This window comes from Mesorhizobium opportunistum WSM2075, assembly GCF_000176035.2.
GTDB classification, from domain to species: Bacteria; Pseudomonadota; Alphaproteobacteria; order Rhizobiales; family Rhizobiaceae; genus Mesorhizobium; species Mesorhizobium opportunistum.
This window is the reverse complement of sequence record NC_015675.1, coordinates 6,856,267-6,874,050: the sequence shown is the minus strand read 5'-3', so window position 1 is coordinate 6,874,050 and position 17,784 is coordinate 6,856,267. Positions and strand designations below refer to the sequence as shown.

The following is a 17,784-nucleotide window of genomic DNA, read 5'->3' as shown; positions in this document are numbered from 1 at the left end:
ATGGGGAAGCGGACATGTCTCAGTCAGCGTTGAAGACAAGCATCGCCACGATGCGCCCTGGCCGTTCGCGGATCTGGCTGCGCGCCCTTCCGGTCCTGGCGGTGGCGGCAACGGCTCTGCTGGCCGGTTGCGCCCAGCGCGACAGTGTCACCGTCGGCGCCATTCCGGACGACTATCGCACCAACCATCCCATCGTCATCGCGGAAAAGAACCAGAAGATCGACCTGCCCGTCGGTGCCGGCGACCGCGGCATGACCGGCTCGCAACGCGATACGCTTCTGGGTTTCCTCGATGGCTATGACAAGAGTGCCGCTCCGGCGTTGACCATCCAGATTCCCAGCGGATCGGCCAACGAGGTTGCCGCAAGGGCGGCCGGCCGTGATTTCGCCAGGCTCGCGGTCGCCAGCGGCATCAAGCGCAACCGGATCGCCGTGGTCTCCTATCAGGCTGGGTCGAGCGAGGCATCGGCCCCGGTTCGCGTCTCCTTTATCGCGGTGAGGGCCCAGACCGACAAATGCGGACGCTGGCCCGAAGATCTGGTCGAGTCGTCCGAGAACAAGCACTACGCCGACTTCGGCTGCTCCTATCAGAACAATCTCGCCGCCCAGATGGCCAATCCGGCCGATCTGCTCGGACCGCGCAAGCAGACCACCATCGATGCGGAAAATCGTGGCGCGGTGATCGATGTCTACCGCAGCAGGGGCATTTCGGATGAGTTCCTCGGCAATTCGGAAGTGACCTACTGAGCCGCCCTCGGGAAAGAGAAGTCACGCAAGAACAGGCCACGCAAAGAACAGGCCACGGAAAGAGCATGACCATGAGCAACCTCGCCTATGACGCCACCGTGGATGGCGGCGATACCTCGCCGCAGGACATCGCCGCGATGCAGGCGTTGCGGCCGATACCGCGCATCTCGATCCAGGCATTCTGCGAGACGGAGGGCGTTGCCAATCCGGTCGAGCGGGCCGGCGAGGACCGCCGCATGACCAAGGCGCATCTCAAGGTCCACATGGGCGGCGTTCCCACCGCAGTCGAGTTCTATCAATCGGCGCCAACGCCCAACCTGATCCTGCTGGAGTCGCGCAGCGAACCCAAGCAACTGCTGGAGCAACTCGCCCAGCTCTCGGAATACTGCGATCCGTCCTCGAAAGTGGTGGTGATCGGCCACTACAATGATGTCGGCCTCTATCGCGAACTCATCCGCTCCGGCATCTCCGAATACGTCATCGCGCCGGTCTCGATGGCCGACATCGTCAGTGTCGTGTCGTCGATTTTCGTCGATCCGGAGGCTGAACCGCTCGGCCGCTCGGTCGCCTTCATTGGCGCCAAGGGCGGCGTCGGCTCCTCGACGATCGCCCACAATGTAGCCTGGGCGATGTCTTCTCTCTTCAAATCCGAGGTCGTCGTTGCCGATCTCGACCTCGCCTTCGGCACCGCCAACATCAATTTCGACCAGGATCCGGCACAGGGCATCGCCGAAGCGGTGTTTTCGCCCGAGCGCATAGACGAAGTCTATCTCGACCGGCTGCTGACCCAGTGTGCCGAGCACCTGTCGCTGCTCGCGGCGCCTTCGACACTGGAACGCGTCTACGACTTCGATCCGGATGCCTTTGCGCAACTTGTCGATACCGCGCAGCGCAGCGTGCCGCTCCTGGTGCTCGACGTTCCCCATGTCTGGACCGGGTGGGCCAAGAACACGCTGGTCAAGGCTGACGAGATCGTCATCACGGCGACGCCGGAGCTTGCCAATCTGCGCAACACCAAAAACCTGGTCGACATGTTGAAGCGGCTTCGTCCCAACGACCCGCCGCCAAAGCTGATCATCAACCAGGCCGGGATCCCCAAGCGACCGGAGATTTCGCCTTCCGATTTCGCCGAGCCGCTCGGCCTGACGCCGATGTCGGTCATCGGCTTTGATCCGGTCCTGTTCGGCAATGCCGCCAACAACGGGCGTATGCTCGGCGAGATGGATGCCAAGAACCCGGTTGTGGCCACGATCAACGAGATTGCTCATGTGCTGACCGGCCGCAGCGAGATCAAGACGAAAAAGAAGGCTGGCCTGGGCAGTCTGCTCGGCAAGCTGTCGCGCAACAAGAAGTGACGCAGTGGGATCGGTAGTCGATCATGTTTGGTAAACGAGGCAACGACGACGGCAACCGGTTCACGCCGGAATTTCGCCAGCCGGCACCTGCGCCGGCCGCACCGGCAGCCGCGGGTTCGGCTGACACGGCGGTTCTCGCACGGCCGGCGGCAGCGCCGCAGCCGAGCGCACCTGTCGCACCGCCGGCTCGCCGCGCGGTCGAGGCGCCCCCCGTCGCACCGGAGCCGAAGCGTGGCCGCGAAAAGAGCGAGACCTATTACGACACCAAGAGCCAGGTGTTCTCGGCGCTCATCGACACGATAGACCTGTCGCAGCTCGCCAAGCTCGATCCCGAAAGCGCGCGCGAGGAAATCCGCGACATCGTCAACGACATCATCGCGATCAAGAATTTCGCGATGTCGATCGCCGAGCAGGAGGAACTGCTCGAGGACATCTGCAACGACGTGCTTGGCTATGGGCCGCTCGAGCCATTGCTTGCCCGTGACGACATCGCCGATATCATGGTCAACGGCTCCAAGAACGTCTACATCGAAGTCAACGGCAAGGTCGAACAGACCCCGATCCGCTTTCGTGACAACCAGCAGCTTCTCAACATCTGCCAGCGCATCGTCAGCCAGGTCGGCCGCCGTGTCGATGAATCCAGCCCGATCTGCGACGCCCGCCTTCCCGACGGCTCCCGCGTCAACGTCATCGCGCCGCCGCTCGCCATCGATGGCACCGCGCTCACCATCCGCAAGTTCAAGAAGGACAAGCTGACGCTCGATCAGCTGGTCAAGTTCGGCGCCATCTCGCCACAGGGAGCCGAAGTCCTCAAGATCATCAGCCGGGTCCGCTGCAACATCGTCATCTCAGGGGGCACCGGCTCCGGCAAGACGACATTGCTCAACTGCCTGACCAACTACATCGACCGCGAGGAGCGCGTCATCACTTGCGAGGACTCGGCCGAACTGCAACTGCAGCAGCCGCATGTCGTTCGCCTGGAAACCCGTCCGCCCAACCTCGAAGGCGAAGGCGAGGTGACGATGCGCGATCTGGTCAAGAATTGCCTGCGCATGCGGCCCGAGCGCATCATCGTCGGCGAAGTGCGCGGACCGGAGGTGTTCGACCTTCTACAGGCGATGAACACCGGCCACGACGGCTCGATGGGAACGATCCACTCGAACAGCCCGCGCGAATGCCTGAACCGTATCGAATCCATGATCGCCATGGGCGGTTACTCGCTGCCGCAGAAAACGGTGCGCGAAATCGTCGTCGGCTCCATCGACGTGATCATCCAGGCGGCCCGCCTGCGCGACGGTTCGCGTCGCATCACCCACATCACCGAGGTGATCGGGATGGAAGGCGATGTCGTTATCACGCAGGATATCGTCCTCTATAATATCAAGGGCGAGGACGCCAACGGCAGGCTGTTGGGAGAGCACGTCTCGACCGGCATCGGCCGTCCGCATTTCTGGGAACGGGCTCGCTACTACGGCGAGGAGCAGCGCCTCGCCATAGCGCTCGAGGCGATGGAGAAACGCGCTGACTGACGTACCCGCAGGCGTGAAGGTTCTGGTCGATGTTTGGAATTGACGGCACCGTATTGGCGTTTGTCGTGCTCGCCGGCTTCAGCGCCGGCGCGGTCGCCTATGCATTTCTGTTCAACCAGATCAGCAATGAGAGACAGACCGGCAAGCGGCTTGAAACGATCAAGGCCGCGGAGACGGACCGTTCCGTCGTCAAGGCCACGCGCGACCGTGCGACGGACGCGGCCAAGCGCCGCAAATCGGTCCAGGATTCGCTCAAGGAGCTCGACGAGAAGCAGAAATCCAAGGACAGCGCCATCAAGAAGCCGCCGCTGAAGGCGCAGCTTCGCCAGGCTGGGATGAAGGTTCCGATCGAGCGTTTCTATATCTATTCCGCCATATGCGGCATCGCGCTGACAGTGATCGCGTTCGTGGCCGGGGCGCCGCTGATCGTCTTGCCCGGCGTGCTGCTGGCCGGTGCGCTCGGCCTGCCGCGCTGGTTCGTTTCATTTCGCCGCAGCCGGCGCGTCAAGGCGTTCCTCAACGAATTTCCAAACGCGCTCGACATCATCGTGCGCGCGGTCAAGTCCGGCCTGCCGCTGAACGATGCAGTGCGCCTGATCGCCAACGAAGCCCCCGAGCCGGTGAAGACGGAGTTTCGCCGCATCGTCGATTCGCAGCAGATGGGCCTGTCGATCCCCGACGCAACCTTGCGCATGCCCGAAACCATGCCATGCACCGAGGCGAGCTTCTTCGGCATCGTTATCCAGATCCAGTCGCAGGCCGGTGGCAATCTCTCCGAGGCGCTAGGCAATCTTTCGCGGGTGCTTCGTGATCGCAAGAAAATGAAGGCCAAGGTCCAGGCGCTGTCGATGGAGGCAAAGGCGTCGGCCGCCATCATCGGAGCGCTGCCTTTCATCGTCGCGTTTCTCGTCTACCTGTCGAGCCCGAGCTACCTGATGCCGCTGTTCAACACCAGCGTTGGAAATCTCATCCTCGGCTGTTCGGCAGTCTGGATGTCAATCGGCATCCTGGTGATGCGCAAGATGATGAACTTCGAGGTCTAGGATAGCGACATGACCGATCAAGTCATCAAATCACTGACCGATCCGAGCCTCCTGATCGCGCTGCTCGTCGCCATCGCGGTGTTCGCGACCGTCTTTACACTGCTGCCGGCGTTCAGCGGAAACCAGCTCAAGTCGCGCATGAAATCGGTCGCGCTGGAGCGCGATGAGCTTCGCGCCAAGCAGCGCGCGCGGCTGGCAACCGAGGCCGATCGCCGGCGCAAGGGCTTGCGCGAAGAACAGTCGGTCGGCATGCGCAACATTGTCGACCGGCTCGATCTGCGCCGCGCCCTTGCCGACGAAAGCACCTTGCAGAAGCTCAAGGTTGCCGGCTTTCGCGGCCAGAATCCGCTGACGCGGTTTCTGTTCTTCCGTCTCGTGCTGCCTTTCGTCGGCTTGGCGTTGGCCCTGGTCTACATATTCGTGCTCGGAGGATTGCCCGACAAGCCATTGGTCATCCGGCTTTTCGTTTGCATCCTCGTTGCCTATGCCGGCTTCTATGCGCCGGTTGTCTATGTCAACAACCGCGCCACCAAGCGCAAGCAATCGATCCAGATGGCGTGGCCGGATGCGCTCGACCTGATGCTGATCTGCGTGGAATCGGGCATGTCGGTCGAAGCCGCGCTCCGCAAGGTCGCCGACGAGATCGGCGCGCAATCGGTGGCACTGGCTGAAGAGTTCATCCTGACCAACGCCGAGCTTTCCTATCTGCAGGAACGCAAGCAGGCTTACGAGAATCTGGCCAGCCGCACCGGCCTGGAATCGGTCAGGTCGGTGTCGCAGGCACTCGTCCAGGCCGAGCGTTACGGCACGCCGGTGGCGCATGCGTTGCGCGTGCTTGCAGCCGAGAGCCGCGACCAGCGCATGAACGCCGCCGAGAAGAAGGCGGCAGCCCTGCCGCCAAAGCTCACCGTGCCGATGATCCTGTTCTTCCTGCCGGTGCTTTTCGCCATCATTCTGGGTCCCGCCGGCATTCAGGTCAGCCAGCGCGGCATCTTCGGCAGCGATCATGCGTCATCGACTGCCCAGTAACGGCGGCACATCCCTGCATGACATCTAGAAAAAACCGCGCTGAACCAGGCGCGGCTTTTCATTCATGGTCGCAACGGATTTCGTCTCATGCATGTCGCCCAAAACTGCGCATGCATGAAATAGTGACTTGAGCGTGCCGGCTGAAATCAGCTTTCGGCGCGGCGCGGTCAGTTGGTCGCGGACTTCGACTTGTCCTTGTCCTGGTCCTTGAGCTGGCTCCAGGCATTCTGCTGCGCCAGCATGTGCCTGAGATAGGCGACATTGGCCTGCGCCTGCTCGGGCGAGAGTTCCTGTGAGGCGATCTTCTCGGCTTCGTCGAAGCGGCCTTGCAGGCCTACGACGAGCGCAAGGTTCTGGCGCACGCGGCTGTCGGCGGTGGGTTGCTGTGCGGCCGAACGCATGTAGGTTTCGGCGGTGCGCAGATCGCCTGCCAGCACATAGGACATGCCGAGATTGGAGAGAACCGAAGGCTCGTTCGGCTTGAGTTCGAGCGCCTTGCGATAGTCCTGGCGCGCCTGGTCCTTCTGGCCGAGTTGATCGAGGATGGCCGCTTCCGCCGACACCAGCCTCCAGTCGGGATATTCGGGCGTCTGCGCGCGCTGCACGGCGTCGAGCGCCGCTTCGAACTGGCCATTGGCGGCCAGCGCCTTGCCATACGAGGCGAGCACGTCGCGATCCTTGGGGTAGGCGATCGCCAGCTTGCGCATCACGGCAAGCGACTGGTCGGCATCGCCGTCCATCTGCAGCGCGGCCGCGAAATTGGTGGCGATTCGCTTGTCGTTCGGATTCCTGGAGTAGGACTGGCCCAGGGAAGCGGTGGCATTGTGGAGTTCGCCCGCCGACATGGTCTCCAGGGGTTTGCCGCTGGTGGTGCGGCCGATCGAGCCGGTGGTGAGATTGCTGGTTCCACAGCCGGCGACACCCGCCGCGAGCGCCAGCATGAGGGCCGTGGTGATCAGCCGTTTTCCCCTGGCGTCGGTCGTGCGGTTGGTCGGCATCGGTCCTGGGCCTCCATTCATGCGCGGCCATTGCGTGGCCATCTTTCCTCCCGCAGAAATATTCTGTTAACCCTAACGGACGGTTAAGAAACGCCGACTCGCCAGGGGTCGGCAGGAGAACATCGGATGCCTGTCGAACTCGTCGAGAAGAAATTGCAGGGCGCGCTGCCGGTCCATCTGGTCGCCAGGGATGGCCTGGAGGCCGCGGGCCTTGCGCCGTCCATGGCCGCCTGGGCCAGGGTCAACGGCTTTTCCGGGGAGGCAGGCAGGACGCTGGCCGTGCCCGGCGAAAATGGCGCGCTCGCCGGTGCCTTGTTCGGTCTTGGCGACGGCGATGGCGCGCTCGCGCTCGGCGCGCTGGCGAAAACCCTGCCCGAAGGCGACTGGCATTTCGCCTCGGGGCCGGCCGATCCGCAACTTGCGGCAATCGCGTTGGTGCTCGGCGGCTATGTCTTTACCCGTTATGGCAAGAAGCCGGGCAAGACGCTGCGCTTCGACCTGCCGGCCGGTGCCGATGCAGCGCGCGTTCGCCGCATCGCCGATGGTGTCTTCCTGACACGCGACCTGGTCAACACGCCGACCAGCGATATGGGGCCGGACGATCTGGAGGCGGCGGTGCGCACCCTGGCCGAGGTCCACAAGGCCGAAGTGTCGGTCATCAAGGGCGACGACCTGCTTGTGCGGAATTTCCCGATGATCCACGCCGTCGGCCGCGCATCCGTCGGCGCGCCGCGCCTGATCGACATGACATGGGGACGGCAAGGCGCGCCGAAGGTGACGCTGGTCGGCAAGGGCGTCTGTTTCGACACCGGCGGTCTCGACATCAAGCCGTCATCCGGCATGCTGCTGATGAAGAAGGACATGGGCGGTGCGGCCAATGTGCTTGGCCTGGCCTCGATGATCATGGCAGCCCGGCTGAACGTGCGGCTGCGCGTGCTGATCCCGGCGGTCGAGAATTCCATCGCCGGCAACGCCTTCCGGCCGGGCGATGTGCTGGCGAGCCGCAAGGGCATCTCAGTCGAGATCGGCAACACGGACGCTGAAGGAAGGCTCGTGCTGGGGGACGCGCTGGCGCTGGCCGATGACGAGGAGCCCCAGCTGCTTGTCGACATGGCAACGCTGACCGGAGCTGCCCGTGTCGCGCTCGGCCCTGATCTGCCGCCGTTCTACACCGGCGACGAGGTACTGGCTTCCGACCTGGCGGCGGCTTCCGCCGCGGTCGAGGATCCGCTGTGGCGCATGCCGCTGTGGCAGCCCTATGAGGCGAAACTGTCGTCGAAGATCGCCGACATCAACAATGTCACCACGGACGGTTTCGCTGGCTCGATCACGGCGGCGCTGTTCCTCAAGCGCTTTGTCGAAAGGACGGCGAGCTGGGCGCATTTCGACATCTTCGCCTGGAGCCCCGCCGACCGTCCGCACGGCCCCGCCGGCGGTGAGGCGCAGGGCATCCGCGCGTTGGAGCGGATCATCTCGAAACGCTTCGGCTGACAGCTGTGGGCTGAGCCGGCAAATTGCCGTGACTGAAACGGAACCGAAACAATTTGCCGTCATGCTGGCGCAATGTCGATTGCGATGCGCCCAAGCCAGGCCTTGCGACTGTGGCAGCAAGTGATGCTGTCGCAGGTGCGCGACGATGCGCCCGACCTGACCATGCGCCAGACGGCGATCCTGTTCACCATCTATCTCGATCCGCCGCCGCACACGGTGCGCGGGCTCGCCGCCCGCCTCAACGTCACCAAGCCGGTCATCACCCGCGCGCTCGACACGATGGGCGCGCTGAAACTGGTGTCGCGCCACCGCGACGAGCTCGACAAGCGCAACGTGCTGATCAAACGCACGGTCGAGGGCGCGCTCTTTGTCGAGCGCTTCGGCGATGGTATCATTGCCAGAGCCCACGAACTGCCGATCTAACCAACCAACCTTGACCGAGTTGCTGATTTGACTGCCAGGGATGCCCGCCTTCACGCCTTTCGTTCCGACCTTGCCGATGCAAGATTGAAAGGAGAGGTTGCCGCCGACCGCTTTGTCGCCGGCCGGCCGGCCCGGGTCACCGCCTCCGTCGCCGATCTGCGCAAGGCGCCGCGTCCGGATGCCGGCATCAACACGCAGCTCCTGTTCGGTGACGATGTCCTCGTCTTCGAGGACAGGGAAGGCTGGGCCTGGGTCCAGGCAGAGCGCGACGGCTATGTCGGCTATGTCGCCGACATGATGCTGGGCGGACGCGACCGCGCGCCCACCCATATCGTCTCGGTACCGCGCACCTTCCTCTACCCTGGTCCGGACCTGCGTTTCCCGATCGCCGGACAGTTGTCGATGGGATCGACGGTGACGGTGACAGGTGCCGCCGAGACGCGGGGCACCCACTATGCTGTCCTGCCTTCCGGCGAGGCCGTCATATCAGGTCATCTCCGGCCGATCGGTGAGAAGGCGAGCGACTATGTTTCGGTGGCCGAGATGTTTCTCGGCACGCCCTATCTCTGGGGCGGTGTTTCCGGCTTTGGCATCGATTGCTCGGGCCTCGTGCAACTGGCGATGCGCATGGCCGGCAAAAACGTGCTGCGCGATTCCGACATGCAGGCGGCAAGCATCGGCGAGCCGCTCGATCCGGGCGCTGATTTCTCAGGATTGCGGCGCGGCGATCTCGTCTTCTGGAAAGGCCATGTCGCCGTCATGACCGATGCCGAGACCATGATCCACGCCAATGGCCACACCATGCTGGTCTCGCGCGAAGGGCTGAAGGACGCCATCGCCCGCATCGGCTATCTCTACGGTGGGCCGACAGGGTTCAGAAGGCCGTAGCACTGATCTTCCCTTCTCCCCTTGTAGGAGAAGGTGTCGCCGAAGGCGACGGATGAGAAGGTGTCGCCGAAGGCGACGGATGAGGGGTGTTCCAGGGAACGCCAACGTCTCACTCCGCTGGAACACCCCTCAACCGTCTCGGCGCTGCGCGCCGATCCACCTTCTCCCCCAGGGGGAGAAGGAAGAACAGCTCGATCCCCTTTTGTTCCGATTTTCCTTGGCGTTGGGCCGCCGTCGCGCTACCTCTGGGAGCGTGACCGAGCAACCGCGCCTTGCCAATCAGAATGCAGCCGTCGTCCTGCCCGAACCATTCATCAGATGGTTCGGCGAGAAAGGCTGGTCGCCGCGCGCTCACCAGATCGAACTTTTGGCGAAGGCCCAGGCCGGGCAATCGGTGCTGCTGATCGCACCGACCGGCGCCGGCAAGACGCTGGCTGGGTTTCTTCCCTCGCTGACCGAACTGGCTGTCAGGCCAAGGCGAAAACCGGGCCAGGCGCATCGCGGCATTCACACGCTTTACATCTCGCCGCTGAAGGCGCTGGCGGTCGACATCGAGCGCAATCTTGGCAAGCCGGTGGAAGAGATCGGCCTGCCCGTCACCATCGAGACGCGCACCGGCGACACGCCCTCCCACAAGCGCCAGCGGCAGAAGCTGGTGCCGCCCGACATTCTGCTCACCACACCCGAGCAGTTGGCATTGCTCATCGCCGCCTCCGACGCCCGGCGCTTTTTCGAGGATCTGCGCTATGTCGTGCTCGACGAATTGCACTCGCTTGTGACGTCGAAACGCGGCCATCTTCTGGCGCTCGGGCTGGCGCGGCTGCGCGGCTACGTGCCCGGCCTGCAGACGATAGGCCTCTCGGCGACGGTCGCCGAGCCGGACGAGTTGCGACGCTGGCTGGTCAGCCAGAACCCACCCGGCGATATGTCCGAATTGATCGTTGTCACCGGTGGCGCGAAGCCTGAGATTTCCATCCTCGATTCCGAAGAGCGCGTGCCTTGGGCAGGACATTCGGCGCGCTACGCCACGCCGGAGATCTATCGCGAGATCAAGCGCCACAAGACGACGTTGCTGTTCGTCAACACCCGCAGCCAGGCGGAGCTGCTGTTCCAGGAATTATGGCGGGTCAACGAGGACACCTTGCCGATCGCCTTGCATCACGGCTCGCTCGATGTCGCCCAGCGCCGGCGCGTCGAGAAGGCGATGGGCGAGAACGCACTGCGCGCCATCGTCGCCACCTCGACGCTCGATCTCGGCATTGACTGGGGCGACGTCGATCTGGTCGTGCATGTCGGTGCGCCGAAGGGGGCGAGCCGACTGGCGCAACGCATTGGCCGCGCCAACCATCGCATGGACGAGCCGTCGAAGGCGATCCTCATTCCGGCCAATCGTTTCGAGGTGCTGGAATGCCGGGCAGCGCTCGACGCCAACTATCTCGGCGCCCAGGACACACCGCCGCTGGTCGATGGCGGGCTCGATGTGCTGGCGCAGCACGTGCTCGGCTGCGCTTGTGGCGCGCCGTTCCGTGCCGATGATCTGTTCGAGGAAGTGCGAACGGCGGCGCCCTTTGCCAGCCTCGACCGGCCGACCTTCGACCGCGTCATCGATTTCGTCGCCACCGGCGGCTACGCGCTGAAAAATTATGAGCGCTACGCCCGCATCCGCCTCAACAAGGATGGGCTGTGGCGTGTCTCCAATCCGCGTGTCGCCCAGCAATACAGGCTGAATGTCGGCACCATCATAGAAGTGCCGGCGTTGAACGTGCGCTACGTGCAGGCTGGCAGCAAGGGCTCGGCCTCACGCGGTGGCCGGGTTCTCGGCAAGATCGAGGAGGCTTTTCTCGAAACCTTGACGCATGGCGACACCTTCATGTTTGCCGGCAAGGTGCTGCGCTTCGAAGGGATCCGCGAGAACGAATGCTTCGTCTCGAATGCGCCCGGCAGCGATGCCAAGGTACCCTACTATGGCGGCGGCAAGTTCCCGCTTTCGACCTACCTTGCCGAGCAGGTCCGCATCATGCTGGACGACCCCCGGCGCTGGGGGAAGCTGCCCGAGCAGGTGGCCGACTGGCTGCGGTTCCAGGCCGACAAGTCGGTGCTGCCAAAGCGCGATGACTTGCTGATCGAGACCTTTCCGCGCGGTAATCGCCACTACCTGGTCGCCTATCCCTTTGAAGGCCGGCTGGCGCACCAGACGCTCGGTATGCTGCTTACCCGGCGTCTCGACCGGGCGGGCGCGAGACCACTCGGCTTCGTCGCCACCGACTACGCGCTGGCCATATGGTCGCTGGGTGATATGGGCGCGATGTTCAAGGCCCGGAAGCCCTCGCTCGGTGCGCTCTTCGACCAGGATATGCTTGGCGACGACCTCGAAGCCTGGCTGGCCGACAGCTGGCTTCTCAAGCGCACCTTCCGCAACTGCGCGCTGATTTCCGGACTGATCGAAAAACGCCATCCCGGCCAGGAGAAAAGCGGCCGCCAGGTCACCGTGTCGACCGACCTTATCTACGACGTCCTGCGCAGCCACGAGCCCGACCATATTCTGTTGCAGGCGACACGTGCCGATGCAGCGACCGGCCTGCTCGATGTCAGCAGACTTGCCGACATGCTCTCGCGCATCCAAGGTCGAATCATGCATAAGGATCTGGAACAGATATCACCGCTTGCCGTGCCGATCATGCTTGAGATCGGCAAGATGCCGGTGAACGGCGAAGCCGATGAAACGCTGCTGATGGATGCCGCGACGCTGGTCGCAGAGGCCATGGGGCCGGAGATGGTCGAGGAATGAACTTTTCGCTGGCGCGGACATCGCTGATCGCCGAGGCCGACCTTGTCGGCATCGCCGGCGAGAGCGCGGTCTGCGATCCGCGCGGCGTGCTCTACTTTCCCGAGCTTCGGCTTCTGGCGGTATCGGACCTGCATCTCGAAAAAGGCTCGTCGCTGGCAAGGCGCGGCACGCTGATCCCGCCTTACGACACCGGCGCGACATTGCTGCGGCTGCAGGCTGTGATATCGGATTATCAACCCTCGATCGTCATCAGCCTGGGCGACAGCTTCCATGATGGCGGCGGCGCCGAGCGCATGCATGCGAGTTTTCGCGAGCGGCTGGAAGCGCTGATGGCAGGCCGCGACTGGTTCTGGGTCGCCGGCAATCATGATCCCGAAGCGCCGGCCGACCTGCCCGGCGAGACCGTGCGCGAACTGGCGATCGGCTCGCTGCTGTTCCGGCACGAGCCATCCAAGCTGCGCGTCGAGGGCGAGATATCGGGTCACCTCCATCCGTGCGCGCGCATCGTACAGCAGGGCCGGTCGGTGCGGCGGCGCTGCTTTGCCGGTGACGGCGGCCGCATGATCATGCCGGCCTTTGGCGCCTATACCGGTTCGCTCAACGTGCTCGACCGCGCCTATGCCGGGCTGTTCCGCCTGGAATCGCTGATGGCCTACATGCTTGGCGTCGACCGCATCTTCGCCATCTCCGGCTCGATGCTGCGCCCCGGCTGACCTCAACGTCCATAGTAGAGCGTGACCGTGTGCTTCGCCTCGGCGAAGAACAGCCAGCGCTCGACCAGCATGCCGGCGAACTGGACGATCGCGGCGAGCACCGACGGCACCGCTGCAAAGGGCCAGGGCAGGGCAAAGGTGACGGCGAGAAGCAGGACTGGCAAGGCAAAGGCCAGAGCTTGCGTGATCTGGCGCAGGCGTGCGCCATGCTTGCGCGCGATGCGAAAACCCATTTCCTTGAGCAGGTAATTTTCTTCGGTATGCGGCCACTCCAGCGATCGCACCGTGCCGCCGGCAAGGCCGGTCGCGGTGTTGGCGGTGGTCGGGATCTCCAGTCGGTCGTTGTAGCGCCATGTCGCCAGCTTCCAGCCCCAGCCGATCACGGTCAGCAGCACACAAGCCGTCAGAAGCGTCTTCGAACCGATATCAAAACTCTGCAGCAGCGCATTCAACAGCACGCTGCCGGTCATCGCCGAGAAGATGAGATAGCCGGGCAGGGTGAAGCGGCTGTGCCACTGGGCGATCGGCTTCAGCGACGCGTAGATCATGCCTGTGGTGCAGACGGTGACTACCGCGCAACAGGCCGTCAGAATTCCGGCAATGCCGACCCAGCCGTCCGTGCGGCCCAAGAACACCCAGCCGATGCCGAACAGCCCCGCCGGGATGAAGGTGATGACGGAGGCAACGCCTTCGCGCGACAGCCATGAACTGCGCCATTGCGAGAACGCCCGCCAGGCGCGTTCGGGCCTGCCGAGATGGCCGGTCGAAGACAACAGTCCAGCCGCGACCAAGCCGAGCGCCAGCCCCAGGCCGATGAGGCCGAGCCAGAAATCGGGCGGGATGATCTGGAGGCCTCCGAGCACGCCGAGCAGCGCCAGAAGGCCGTAGCCCGCGCCTGTAGCAGTGGTGAAGAAGACAACGGAAAAGGCTGGATGCATGTTCTAGTTCGAAAGCATGCGGTCGACCCAGCCGAGGAAGCCGCCCTCGGCCCGCACCGGCTCAAGCGCCTTCGCGGGCACCGATGCGGCGCGTTGCGTGTGGGCGCGTGGCGGCAGGTATTTGTTGGTCGGATGATAGCCGAGTTCCGGCATCAGGTCGACGCCGCCGCGCTCCGCCACCAGTTGCGAGACGGCCGACTGGGGATCGCCGAGATCGCCGAAATGCCGGGCGCTGGTCGGGCACGCGGCGACGCAGGACGGTACGCGGTCTTCTTCGGCCAGATTGTCATTGTAGATGCGGTCGACGCAGAGCGTGCACTTCTTCATCACCCCGACATCGGTGTCGAATTCGCGGGCCCCATAAGGGCAGGCCCAGCTGCACAGTTTGCAGCCGATGCACTTATCCTCGTCGATCAGCACGATGCCGTCCGAGGCCCGCTTGTAGGAGGCCCCGGTCGGGCAGACGGTGACGCAGGCCGGCGTCTCGCAATGCAGGCAGGAGCGTGGGAAGTTGACCGTGCGCCCGCCCATCTCGGTGGTGTGCTCGTAACTGTGCACGCGGTTGAACCAGACGCCGTCGGCATGGCCGCCATAGGGATCGATGTCGGTCAGCGGCGCCATGTGGCCGCCGGTGTTCCACTCCTTGCAAGCGGTGACGCAGGCCTGGCAACCGACGCAGGTGTCGAGGTCGATGACCAGGCCGAGCCTCTTGTCGGTGTGGGTGGGAAGGCAGGTCATCCGGTGGTTTCTCTTTTCGTGCGGAATTCGGCGCCGAAGCTCAATTTATCGGGCGCGGGCTCGAAATGCGGTGGCTGCTGGAAACGCTCGAATTGCGGTTCGGTGAAGCCGGATTCCTCATCAGCGCATTTGACGATGCGCACGCGCAGATCGAACCATGCCGCCTGGCCGGTGACCGGATCGGAGTTCGAATAGCGTTTGCCCTGCGCGTCCGCCGCGGTCTGGTCGCCGATGACATGGTTGAGCAGGAAGCCGCGATTGCTCTCGGCCGCGCCGTCCTTCAGCCCCCAGCTGCCGCGCCGCTTGCCGATCGCATTCCAGGTCCAGACCGTGCTTTCGTTGACGCCGTCGATCAGCTTGATCTGCCCCTTCACCTTGCCATTGACGCTTTCGATCCACACCCAGTCATCGTCGGCAAGACCGAGGCCGGCGGCGGTCCGGTGATGCACGAACAGCCGGTTCTGGCTGGTGATTTGCCTGAGCCACGCATTTTGCGAACCCCAGGAATGATACATGTGCATCGGCCGCTGCGTCAGCGCGTGCAGCGGGTATTTTTCGAGGTCGACGGCCGCTTCCTCGAACGGCATGTGCCAGAACGGCAGCGGGTCCATGTAGGTCTCGATGCGCTGGCGATCACCCTCTGGCGGCAAGACGCGGCCGTGGCCTCGCGCGGCGAGGCGGAAGCGCTGCAACGGCTCGGAATAGAGCTGGAAGACGATCGGCTCCGCCGTGGGGATGAAGCCCATCTGCACGGCGAAGTCGAGATAGGAGCGGTTGGCCATCTTGTAGTAGCGTTGGTCGTCAGCGAAGTCGTGGTGCCAGAAGCCGCCATTGTCGATGTAACGCTGCAACTGGTCCGGATTGGCCTCGCCCTTGCCGATCGACGTCCCGTCCTTGCCGCGCCAGCCGGCAAGCGGCCCGATGCCCGGCGTGCGCTCGTGGTTGACGATGTAGTCGGCATAGTCGGCATATCTGGCCGAGCCGTCGTCCTTGACGAAACCGGGCAGGCTGAGCCGTGCACCGAGTTCGATCAGCACCGACTGGAACGGCCTGACATCGCGGTCCGGCTCGACGACGGGATGGCGGATGGCATCGCCCGGCCCGTCGGCATGGCTGATCGGCCGGTCGAGCAGGCTGATGCAGTCATGCCGCTCGAGATAGGTGGTGTCCGGCAGCACGAGATCCGCGAACGGCACGGTCTCGGAATAGTAGGCGTCGGAATAGATGATGAAGGGGATCTTGTAGTTACCCGCATCATCGCTGTCGGTCAGCATGGCCATGGTCTCGACGGTGTTCATCGAGGAGTTCCACGCCATGTTCGACATATACATCATCAGCGTGTCGATCGGGTACGGATCGCCGGCCCAGGCATTGCGGATGACGGTGTGCATCAGGCCGTGCGCGGCCAGCGGCGCCTCCCACGAATAGGCCTTGTCGATGCGAAGCGGTGTGCCTGTTTCGTCGACCAGCAGATCGTCCGGCCCACAGACGAAGCCAAGCGGCATGCCGTCGAGGGGCGTCATTGCCTTGCTTGTCTTGCCGGCGGGTTTTGGGCCCGGCGGTGCCGATCTGGGGTAGGGCGGCTTGAAACGGAAGCCGCCGGGAACATCCACGGTTCCGAGCAGCACCTGGAGCAGATGGATGGCGCGGCAAGTGTGAAAGCCGTTCGAATGGGCGGAGATGCCGCGCATGGCATGCATCGAAATCGGCCGGCCCTTGATCGACTCGTGCCGGCGCCCGGCCCAATCGGTCCAGGCTATCGGCAATTCGATCGTCTGTTCGAAGGCGACATGGGCGAGCTCGGCCGCAATCCGGCGGATCGTATCGGCCGCAATGCCGCAACGCTCTGCCACCGCATCCGGCGCATGGCTCTCGTCAAGGTAGCGGCCGGCAATGAGCTGGAACACCGGCGTGCAGCGACGGCCGCCGACCTCGAAGCTGCCGGTCAGCGCCGGCTTCGCCTCCGGATCGGTTGCCTTGACGGAGGTCTTCGGCACCCTGTCCCAAGCCAGCGGATTGCCGTCGGCGTCGCGGACGAACAGACCGTCGTCGGCAGCACCTGGCTCCTGGACGACGAGGATATGGGCATTGGTGTAACGGAGCAAATAATCGAGATCGACGCGGCCGGCCTTCAGCAGTTCGTGGATGAGGGCGAAGACGAACAGGCCGTCGGTGCCCGGCCGGATGCCGATCCAGTCGTCGGCAATGGCATTGTAGCCGGTCCGGCACGGATTGATCGACACCACCTTGGCGCCGCGCGCCTTGAGCTGGCCCAGCCCGATCTTGATCGGGTTGGAATCATGATCCTCGGCAACGCCGAACAGCATGAAGTATCTGGTGTTGTCCCAGTCGGGCTCGCCGAACTCCCAGAACGAACCGCCGATCGAGTAGAGCCCGCCGGCCGCCATGTTGACCGAGCAGAAGCCGCCATGGGCGGCGAAATTCGGCGTGCCGAACTGGCTCGCCCACCAGCCGGTCAGGGATTGCGACTGGTCGCGGCCGGTGAAGAAGGCGAGTTTTTTCGGATCGGTCCGGCGGATGGCGGAGAGCCGTTCCGTGGCGATCACGAACGCTTCTTCCCACTCGATCTCGCGGAACTCGCCAGAGCCGCGCGGGCCGGTGCGCAACAGGGGCTTCTTCAGCCGGGCCGGGCTGTAGTGCTGCATGATGCCGGAGCTGCCCTTGCCGCAGATCACGCCGCGATTGACCGGATGGTCCTTGTTGCCGTTGATGTAGCGGACCTTGCCGTCCTTGATGTGCACGTCGATGCCGCAGCGGCAGGCGCACATGTAGCAGGTGGTCTTGGCGATGCTGTCGGAAACATCAGGCGAAGTGTCGACGCCGTCGCCTTCATCAGGCGCGCGCGTGTCCGCCAGCGGGAGCTGCGATGGTGCCGAATTCGCGCCGCGCGGTGGTCCGTGCATCATGATCCAGTGCGCGCGGATTTGGCCCGCGTCTTCGGCCCGGGGCCGCGCATGTAATGCTCTTCCGGGTGGTAGCGATCGCCGGTCAGCCGTCGCCTTATGCCACGGGCCCAATGGGCAAACAGGGATCTGAACCGCCCGATCATTTTATTCGCTGCGACCTGATGGCCAATTTTTTCTA

Annotated in this window: 14 protein-coding genes; 10 read left to right on the top strand and 4 right to left on the bottom strand. The window is 64.0% G+C overall.

Annotated features, from left to right (window positions below; translation table 11 throughout):
• Positions 1-14: 14 nt before the first annotated feature.
• The 5 genes from MESOP_RS32845 to MESOP_RS32825 all read left to right on the top strand — a co-directional run bounded on the left by MESOP_RS32845 (position 15) and on the right by MESOP_RS32825 (position 5,702).
• A complete protein-coding gene (locus tag MESOP_RS32845) occupies positions 15-746 on the top strand; it encodes a CpaD family pilus assembly protein (protein ID WP_013897308.1) in 732 nt (243 codons plus the stop codon).
• A 65-nt stretch (positions 747-811) separates the two neighbouring features.
• Positions 812-2,101 (top strand): CpaE/TadZ family protein, encoded by a 1,290-nt coding sequence (locus MESOP_RS32840; protein ID WP_013897307.1) that lies wholly within the window; start codon positions 812-814, stop codon positions 2,099-2,101.
• A gap of 23 nt (positions 2,102-2,124) precedes the next feature.
• Entirely contained in the window at positions 2,125-3,630 is a 1,506-nt protein-coding gene (locus MESOP_RS32835; protein ID WP_013897306.1) for a TadA family conjugal transfer-associated ATPase, read from the top strand.
• Between the two features lie 29 nt (positions 3,631-3,659).
• Entirely contained in the window at positions 3,660-4,673 is a 1,014-nt protein-coding gene (locus tag MESOP_RS32830) for a type II secretion system F family protein (RefSeq protein WP_013897305.1), read from the top strand.
• Between the two features lie 9 nt (positions 4,674-4,682).
• On the top strand, positions 4,683-5,702 hold the full coding sequence (locus tag MESOP_RS32825; RefSeq protein WP_013897304.1) for a type II secretion system F family protein: 1,020 nt from the start codon (positions 4,683-4,685) through the stop codon (positions 5,700-5,702).
• 167 nt (positions 5,703-5,869) lie between these two features.
• Here the strand turns inward: MESOP_RS32825 and MESOP_RS32820 are convergent, their stop codons facing one another.
• Positions 5,870-6,700, bottom strand: a complete 831-nt coding sequence (locus MESOP_RS32820; protein WP_041164446.1) for a tetratricopeptide repeat protein — start codon at positions 6,698-6,700, stop codon at positions 5,870-5,872.
• Between the two features lie 126 nt (positions 6,701-6,826).
• Between MESOP_RS32820 and MESOP_RS32815 the strand changes: the two genes are divergently transcribed.
• From MESOP_RS32815 to pdeM, 5 genes are all read left to right on the top strand, one after another.
• Positions 6,827-8,191, top strand: coding sequence for a leucyl aminopeptidase family protein (locus tag MESOP_RS32815; protein WP_013897302.1), 1,365 nt, complete (start codon positions 6,827-6,829; stop codon positions 8,189-8,191).
• A gap of 72 nt (positions 8,192-8,263) precedes the next feature.
• On the top strand, positions 8,264-8,614 hold the full coding sequence (locus MESOP_RS32810) for a MarR family winged helix-turn-helix transcriptional regulator (RefSeq protein ID WP_010913361.1): 351 nt from the start codon (positions 8,264-8,266) through the stop codon (positions 8,612-8,614).
• A gap of 27 nt (positions 8,615-8,641) precedes the next feature.
• A complete protein-coding gene (locus MESOP_RS32805; protein ID WP_013897301.1) occupies positions 8,642-9,502 on the top strand; it encodes a C40 family peptidase in 861 nt (286 codons plus the stop codon).
• A gap of 253 nt (positions 9,503-9,755) precedes the next feature.
• The gene (locus tag MESOP_RS32800; protein WP_041164445.1) at positions 9,756-12,290 is read left to right on the top strand and encodes a ligase-associated DNA damage response DEXH box helicase; all 2,535 of its coding nucleotides are present in this window, start codon (positions 9,756-9,758) and stop codon (positions 12,288-12,290) included.
• Positions 12,287-13,003, top strand: a complete 717-nt coding sequence (gene pdeM / locus MESOP_RS32795) for a ligase-associated DNA damage response endonuclease PdeM (RefSeq protein WP_013897299.1) — start codon at positions 12,287-12,289, stop codon at positions 13,001-13,003. Before MESOP_RS32800 ends, pdeM begins: the two co-directional genes overlap by 4 nt.
• 2 nt (positions 13,004-13,005) lie before the next feature.
• Here the strand turns inward: pdeM and MESOP_RS32790 are convergent, their stop codons facing one another.
• From MESOP_RS32790 to MESOP_RS32780, 3 genes are read right to left on the bottom strand one after another with little or no spacing between them, the layout of a single operon-like run.
• Positions 13,006-13,941, bottom strand: a complete 936-nt coding sequence (locus tag MESOP_RS32790) for a dimethyl sulfoxide reductase anchor subunit family protein (RefSeq protein WP_013897298.1) — start codon at positions 13,939-13,941, stop codon at positions 13,006-13,008.
• A 3-nt stretch (positions 13,942-13,944) separates the two neighbouring features.
• Positions 13,945-14,679, bottom strand: coding sequence for a 4Fe-4S dicluster domain-containing protein (locus MESOP_RS32785; RefSeq protein WP_013897297.1), 735 nt, complete (start codon positions 14,677-14,679; stop codon positions 13,945-13,947).
• Positions 14,676-17,606 carry a molybdopterin oxidoreductase family protein gene (locus tag MESOP_RS32780; RefSeq protein ID WP_041164443.1) on the bottom strand — a complete coding sequence of 977 codons (2,931 nt, stop codon included), beginning with the start codon at positions 17,604-17,606 and terminating at the stop codon, positions 14,676-14,678. The genes MESOP_RS32785 and MESOP_RS32780 overlap by 4 nt, the downstream gene beginning before the upstream one ends.
• Between the last annotated feature and the right edge of the window lie 178 nt (positions 17,607-17,784).

What these genes read in the sequence shown, in the direction of transcription:
- MESOP_RS32845 (WP_013897308.1), top strand. Translation starts at nt 15, where the DNA reads ATGTCTCAGTCAGCGTTGAAGACAAGCATCGCCACGATGCGCCCTGGC.
- MESOP_RS32840 (WP_013897307.1), top strand. Translation starts at nt 812, where the DNA reads ATGACCATGAGCAACCTCGCCTATGACGCCACCGTGGATGGCGGCGAT.
- MESOP_RS32835 (WP_013897306.1), top strand. Translation starts at nt 2,125, where the DNA reads ATGTTTGGTAAACGAGGCAACGACGACGGCAACCGGTTCACGCCGGAA.
- MESOP_RS32830 (WP_013897305.1), top strand. Translation starts at nt 3,660, where the DNA reads ATGTTTGGAATTGACGGCACCGTATTGGCGTTTGTCGTGCTCGCCGGC.
- MESOP_RS32825 (WP_013897304.1), top strand. Translation starts at nt 4,683, where the DNA reads ATGACCGATCAAGTCATCAAATCACTGACCGATCCGAGCCTCCTGATC.
- MESOP_RS32820 (WP_041164446.1), bottom strand. Translation starts at nt 6,700, where the DNA reads ATGCCGACCAACCGCACGACCGACGCCAGGGGAAAACGGCTGATCACC.
- MESOP_RS32815 (WP_013897302.1), top strand. Translation starts at nt 6,827, where the DNA reads ATGCCTGTCGAACTCGTCGAGAAGAAATTGCAGGGCGCGCTGCCGGTC.
- MESOP_RS32810 (WP_010913361.1), top strand. Translation starts at nt 8,264, where the DNA reads ATGTCGATTGCGATGCGCCCAAGCCAGGCCTTGCGACTGTGGCAGCAA.
- pdeM (WP_013897299.1), top strand. Translation starts at nt 12,287, where the DNA reads ATGAACTTTTCGCTGGCGCGGACATCGCTGATCGCCGAGGCCGACCTT.
- MESOP_RS32790 (WP_013897298.1), bottom strand. Translation starts at nt 13,941, where the DNA reads ATGCATCCAGCCTTTTCCGTTGTCTTCTTCACCACTGCTACAGGCGCG.
- MESOP_RS32785 (WP_013897297.1), bottom strand. Translation starts at nt 14,679, where the DNA reads ATGACCTGCCTTCCCACCCACACCGACAAGAGGCTCGGCCTGGTCATC.
- MESOP_RS32780 (WP_041164443.1), bottom strand. Translation starts at nt 17,606, where the DNA reads ATGATGCACGGACCACCGCGCGGCGCGAATTCGGCACCATCGCAGCTC.